The sequence below is a fragment of the Bacillus cereus group sp. BfR-BA-01430 genome (genome assembly GCF_022663115.1).
In the GTDB taxonomy this organism is placed as follows: domain Bacteria; phylum Bacillota; class Bacilli; order Bacillales; family Bacillaceae_G; genus Bacillus_A; species Bacillus_A cereus_BD.
On the sequence record NZ_JAKUEW010000034.1, the window covers coordinates 1 to 6,249 of the forward strand.

Sequence of the window (6,249 nt, forward strand, 5' to 3'; positions counted from 1 at the left end):
TATTATTTCGTTTTCAGTTTTTTGTTTTGGCATATTATCACCTTTCTCCTATATTTTTGTATTTCCATTTTATCATAATTAGACCAAAAGGTCAAAAAAAATTAGACCAAAAGGTATAAAAAATTAGACCAAAGAAAATGCCCTTCAATAGCTATATATCAGCTTAAAATCTACTTTTTACCCCCTGCTTACTCTTTTCTATATATTTAAGGCGATAAATATCGCCTTAAATATATTCTTTTTTCATTTTTTTTAGAGGGCTTTCCACAATGCAATAGTCGAGTAGTATTTTTTGAGAAAACCACTCAAAAAATCTCCACTCTTTTGCTATTGCATAGTGAAATTCGGCAGGTGTGAGCATGTCGCCAAGCCGAACATACCAAAAACGAGGATTTAAGTTGCACGACTTGGACTAGCAATTGTACCTGCCGAACCGCCTTGATCTATCGTTCAAGAATTTCACTAATGCCATATAAAATTACGTTAAGTTCCTGGGGGCTAGCCCCCAAACCCCCAGCCAGCACTCACACCCAAAAACAAGGGGGATACCAATAAAAAAGTCAAAATCCACTATATAGGATTTTGACTTTTTTATTGGTATTGAACTACAAGGGTCCCTACAGGCTGTTTTTGAACACCCGTAGTTCTTTTTAAAAGGGATTAATTTATCAGATTTATTAAATGAATAATTCATAAAATCCCCTTTCAATCACTCTGTTGTATGGCAATTTATCAAGTAGGCAGTTGTACATAAGTAGTGTATGCAGGGGACAAAAATGTGTATATAACTGGATAAGCCTTTTTTATTTTTGGCTTGGTATGAAAAAAGAACCCTAATGTTGGATAGGGTTCTTTTTAGGGGTAACAGTTGAAGGTTGAAGGTATATTTCATATTTATTATGTACTTTACTCTTATATTCATTCGAATAGGAAACACATATGTTTGGAGTAATTTGCAAAGCGATTGTTGGAAAAGGAAAAATTAGCGGTAAGTGTCAATGGTAAGCGGACTGGAAGGGGTCAGCGGTTTGTGCTGATCCATGAAAGGAGCATTAAGGAATTGACACGTGCAATTGATTCTTCACCCTCTTGGCCTGTCAAAACGTCAAACGTTTTGGCCTGCCAACCGGCGAGGGAGTCCCTCAAGGATTGAGGGGTTGGGGAGTTCGATTGATGGGGTCAAGGGGAAGAGTTCCCCTTGTAGGTTCGGACAAAGTCCGAGGTTTTTTTGCCATGCAAGGCATGGTTTGGCGAAGCCAACGAGCCTCGCAGAGCACGTCCAAATGAAATTTGGTATAACGTGCTAGACCAAATTATTGGATTCTCTCAATCTTCGTGCTATGCTGATTACCAAAAGGGGGGCTTACTTGTGGCTCATGTAGAAAAATATACAAAAGGCAGCGTACAAGGATTATCGATTCATTGGGACAGAAAAACAGAAAATCATTCGAATCAAGAGATTGATAATGAGCGGTCAAATTTAAATTATGATTTATGCGAAAAAGAAGGAGATACACTTTCCCGCATGAATGATCGATTACGTGAAGTACATTGTTTGAATCGGAAAGATGTAAAAGTTTGTAGTGATTGGGTTGTTACGTTACCAGAAAACTTGAAGGGGACTTCAGAAAAAGAACAACGTGAATTTTTTGAAAAAACCTATGAGTTTTTAGCGAATCGTTATGGCGGTGAAAAAAATGTATTGTCCGCTAACGTACATAAGGACGAAACAACACCTCATATGCATTTTGCTTTTATGCCTGTTGTTTGGGACGAGAAAAAACAACGGGAAAAAGTTTCAGCCAAAGAGGTTTTAACAAGAAAAGATTTAAAGACATTCCACCAAGATTTAGATACATTTTTGAAAAAGGAAATACCACACATCTACAAAGATGGAATTTTAAATGATAAAACGATTGGTGTTGATACCGTTAAGGATTTAAAAAAGCATTCTCTAGAAATAGAGAAACAAAAAAAGGCGATGGATGCGGAAGTAAAGATAAAAGAAAAAGACTTGGAGAGAAAAATCCAATCTTTAGATAAAGAATTTGAAAGTAAAAAGAAAAAGCTTTTAGATCTCAGTGAACAATTACCACAAGAAATCAAAATCAATGCAAAAGGGAAAGAGAAAAAAACAGAGGTTGTGAAAAAAGGATTATTTAAAACAGAAACGATAACCAAAAACACTGGGAATTGGATTATTGGAACGAACGAATTGAAAAGAGTACAAAAAATGGTGAACGCTGCCTATATGGTCAAAAGGGATTATGAACGTTTGCAAAGTACAGATTTGGTGGAAGAAAATAAAAAATTACACCTGCAAGTAGAGGGCTTGTCTAACAATTTAAAAGCATCTCATCAGATTAATGCGGAGTTGAGAGAGAGAAATAAAGAATTACATACAAAAATAGGCTCGTTACAAGCTCATATAAACGATTTGAAGATAAACGTAAAGGTTTTATATCAACAAACGAAAAAAGTCTTTAAAGAGCAATTTAAAACGTTTAGAGGGCTTGTTAAGAATGAACTAGTTGGAAGGGAAGTAGAGGATTACTTTGAGCGTGAACATAAAAACGAAATGACTAAACAACGAGGATATGATATGGAAAGGTAAAACCGCCTTAGAATCAATTCTTGGGCGGTTTATTCAACTGCATTAATTGGAGCCTTATTATTATTAAAATCTTCGAATCTAGCAAGTAAGTATTTCTCTTTTGTATCTTTACCACGATGAACAAGGCTTGGATGTATCATTATTGCTCCAGTTCTTCTAGTAATTATTTGGGCTTGCTCCAGTGTTTTTAATGTGTCTATTACAGTTTGTCTAGATACCTTGCTTTTTTCGGTCAATTCTCTTGTAGTTATAATTAACGTATTTGTTGATTTGTCCATGTTTTCTAATATGTATTTTACAACTTGCATTTTTTTATTACCTAAACTATCTATTAATTGAACGATTGCAGTTAAATATGTGATCATAAAACCATTTCTAGGAGTTTTCTTTATGACTTCATCAGTTTCTATTATTTCACCTGTATCTAGGTTTCTCCATCGACTTTTACCGTTATATATTATTTCGTTTTCAGTTTTTTGTTTTGGCATATTATCACCTTTCTCCTATATTTTTGTATTTCCATTTTATCATAATTAGACCAAAAGGTCAAAAAAAATTAGACCAAAGAAAATGCCCTTCAATAGCTATATATCAGCTTAAAATCTACTTTTTACCCCCTGCTTACTCTTTTCTATATATTTAAGGCGATAAATATCGCCTTAAATATATTCTTTTTTCATTTTTTTTAGAGGGCTTTCCACAATGCAATAGTCGAGTAGTATTTTTTGAGAAAACCACTCAAAAAATCTCCACTCTTTTGCTATTGCATAGTGAAATTCGGCAGGTGTGAGCATGTCGCCAAGCCGAACATACCAAAAACGAGGATTTAAGTTGCACGACTTGGACTAGCAATTGTACCTGCCGAACCGCCTTGATCTATCGTTCAAGAATTTCACTAATGCCATATAAAATTACGTTAAGTTCCTGGGGGCTAGCCCCCAAACCCCCAGCCAGCACTCACACCCAAAAACAAGGGGGATACCAATAAAAAAGTCAAAATCCACTATATAGGATTTTGACTTTTTTATTGGTATTGAACTACAAGGGTCCCTACAGGCTGTTTTTGAACACCCGTAGTTCTTTTTAAAAGGGATTAATTTATCAGATTTATTAAATGAATAATTCATAAAATCCCCTTTCAATCACTCTGTTGTATGGCAATTTATCAAGTAGGCAGTTGTACATAAGTAGTGTATGCAGGGGACAAAAATGTGTATATAACTGGATAAGCCTTTTTTATTTTTGGCTTGGTATGAAAAAAGAACCCTAATGTTGGATAGGGTTCTTTTTAGGGGTAACAGTTGAAGGTTGAAGGTATATTTCATATTTATTATGTACTTTACTCTTATATTCATTCGAATAGGAAACACATATGTTTGGAGTAATTTGCAAAGCGATTGTTGGAAAAGGAAAAATTAGCGGTAAGTGTCAATGGTAAGCGGACTGGAAGGGGTCAGCGGTTTGTGCTGATCCATGAAAGGAGCATTAAGGAATTGACACGTGCAATTGATTCTTCACCCTCTTGGCCTGTCAAAACGTCAAACGTTTTGGCCTGCCAACCGGCGAGGGAGTCCCTCAAGGATTGAGGGGTTGGGGAGTTCGATTGATGGGGTCAAGGGGAAGAGTTCCCCTTGTAGGTTCGGACAAAGTCCGAGGTTTTTTTGCCATGCAAGGCATGGTTTGGCGAAGCCAACGAGCCTCGCAGAGCACGTCCAAATGAAATTTGGTATAACGTGCTAGACCAAATTATTGGATTCTCTCAATCTTCGTGCTATGCTGATTACCAAAAGGGGGGCTTACTTGTGGCTCATGTAGAAAAATATACAAAAGGCAGCGTACAAGGATTATCGATTCATTGGGACAGAAAAACAGAAAATCATTCGAATCAAGAGATTGATAATGAGCGGTCAAATTTAAATTATGATTTATGCGAAAAAGAAGGAGATACACTTTCCCGCATGAATGATCGATTACGTGAAGTACATTGTTTGAATCGGAAAGATGTAAAAGTTTGTAGTGATTGGGTTGTTACGTTACCAGAAAACTTGAAGGGGACTTCAGAAAAAGAACAACGTGAATTTTTTGAAAAAACCTATGAGTTTTTAGCGAATCGTTATGGCGGTGAAAAAAATGTATTGTCCGCTAACGTACATAAGGACGAAACAACACCTCATATGCATTTTGCTTTTATGCCTGTTGTTTGGGACGAGAAAAAACAACGGGAAAAAGTTTCAGCCAAAGAGGTTTTAACAAGAAAAGATTTAAAGACATTCCACCAAGATTTAGATACATTTTTGAAAAAGGAAATACCACACATCTACAAAGATGGAATTTTAAATGATAAAACGATTGGTGTTGATACCGTTAAGGATTTAAAAAAGCATTCTCTAGAAATAGAGAAACAAAAAAAGGCGATGGATGCGGAAGTAAAGATAAAAGAAAAAGACTTGGAGAGAAAAATCCAATCTTTAGATAAAGAATTTGAAAGTAAAAAGAAAAAGCTTTTAGATCTCAGTGAACAATTACCACAAGAAATCAAAATCAATGCAAAAGGGAAAGAGAAAAAAACAGAGGTTGTGAAAAAAGGATTATTTAAAACAGAAACGATAACCAAAAACACTGGGAATTGGATTATTGGAACGAACGAATTGAAAAGAGTACAAAAAATGGTGAACGCTGCCTATATGGTCAAAAGGGATTATGAACGTTTGCAAAGTACAGATTTGGTGGAAGAAAATAAAAAATTACACCTGCAAGTAGAGGGCTTGTCTAACAATTTAAAAGCATCTCATCAGATTAATGCGGAGTTGAGAGAGAGAAATAAAGAATTACATACAAAAATAGGCTCGTTACAAGCTCATATAAACGATTTGAAGATAAACGTAAAGGTTTTATATCAACAAACGAAAAAAGTCTTTAAAGAGCAATTTAAAACGTTTAGAGGGCTTGTTAAGAATGAACTAGTTGGAAGGGAAGTAGAGGATTACTTTGAGCGTGAACATAAAAACGAAATGACTAAACAACGAGGATATGATATGGAAAGGTAAAACCGCCTTAGAATCAATTCTTGGGCGGTTTATTCAACTGCATTAATTGGAGCCTTATTATTATTAAAATCTTCGAATCTAGCAAGTAAGTATTTCTCTTTTGTATCTTTACCACGATGAACAAGGCTTGGATGTATCATTATTGCTCCAGTTCTTCTAGTAATTATTTGGGCTTGCTCCAGTGTTTTTAATGTGTCTATTACAGTTTGTCTAGATACCTTGCTTTTTTCGGTCAATTCTCTTGTAGTTATAATTAACGTATTTGTTGATTTGTCCATGTTTTCTAATATGTATTTTACAACTTGCATTTTTTTATTACCTAAACTATCTATTAATTGAACGATTGCAGTTAAATATGTGATCATAAAACCATTTCTAGGAGTTTTCTTTATGACTTCATCAGTTTCTATTATTTCACCTGTATCTAGGTTTCTCCATCGACTTTTACCGTTATATATTATTTCGTTTTCAGTTTTTTGTTTTGGCATATTATCACCTTTCTCCTATATTTTTGTATTTCCATTTTATCATAATTAGACCAAAAGGTCAAAAAAAATTAGACCAAAAGGTATAAAAAATTAGACCAAA

At 34.9% G+C, this 6,249-nt stretch carries 4 protein-coding genes; 2 read left to right on the forward strand and 2 right to left on the reverse strand.

Annotated features, from left to right (window positions below; translation table 11 throughout):
- The first annotated feature begins 1,369 nt into the window (after positions 1-1,369).
- The gene (gene mobV, locus MR058_RS22515) at positions 1,370-2,614 is read left to right on the forward strand and encodes a MobV family relaxase (RefSeq protein ID WP_000951567.1); all 1,245 of its coding nucleotides are present in this window, start codon (positions 1,370-1,372) and stop codon (positions 2,612-2,614) included.
- Between the two features lie 29 nt (positions 2,615-2,643).
- Here the strand turns inward: mobV (MR058_RS22515) and MR058_RS22520 are convergent, their stop codons facing one another.
- Positions 2,644-3,102, reverse strand: coding sequence for a replication/maintenance protein RepL (locus MR058_RS22520; protein ID WP_001125937.1), 459 nt, complete (start codon positions 3,100-3,102; stop codon positions 2,644-2,646).
- A gap of 1,314 nt (positions 3,103-4,416) precedes the next feature.
- On the opposite strand from MR058_RS22520, the gene mobV (MR058_RS22525) reads away from it, so the two are divergent.
- Entirely contained in the window at positions 4,417-5,661 is a 1,245-nt protein-coding gene (gene mobV, locus MR058_RS22525) for a MobV family relaxase (RefSeq protein WP_000951567.1), read from the forward strand.
- Between the two features lie 29 nt (positions 5,662-5,690).
- Here the strand turns inward: mobV (MR058_RS22525) and MR058_RS22530 are convergent, their stop codons facing one another.
- Positions 5,691-6,149 carry a replication/maintenance protein RepL gene (locus MR058_RS22530; protein WP_001125937.1) on the reverse strand — a complete coding sequence of 153 codons (459 nt, stop codon included), beginning with the start codon at positions 6,147-6,149 and terminating at the stop codon, positions 5,691-5,693.
- Positions 6,150-6,249: the final 100 nt, after the last annotated feature.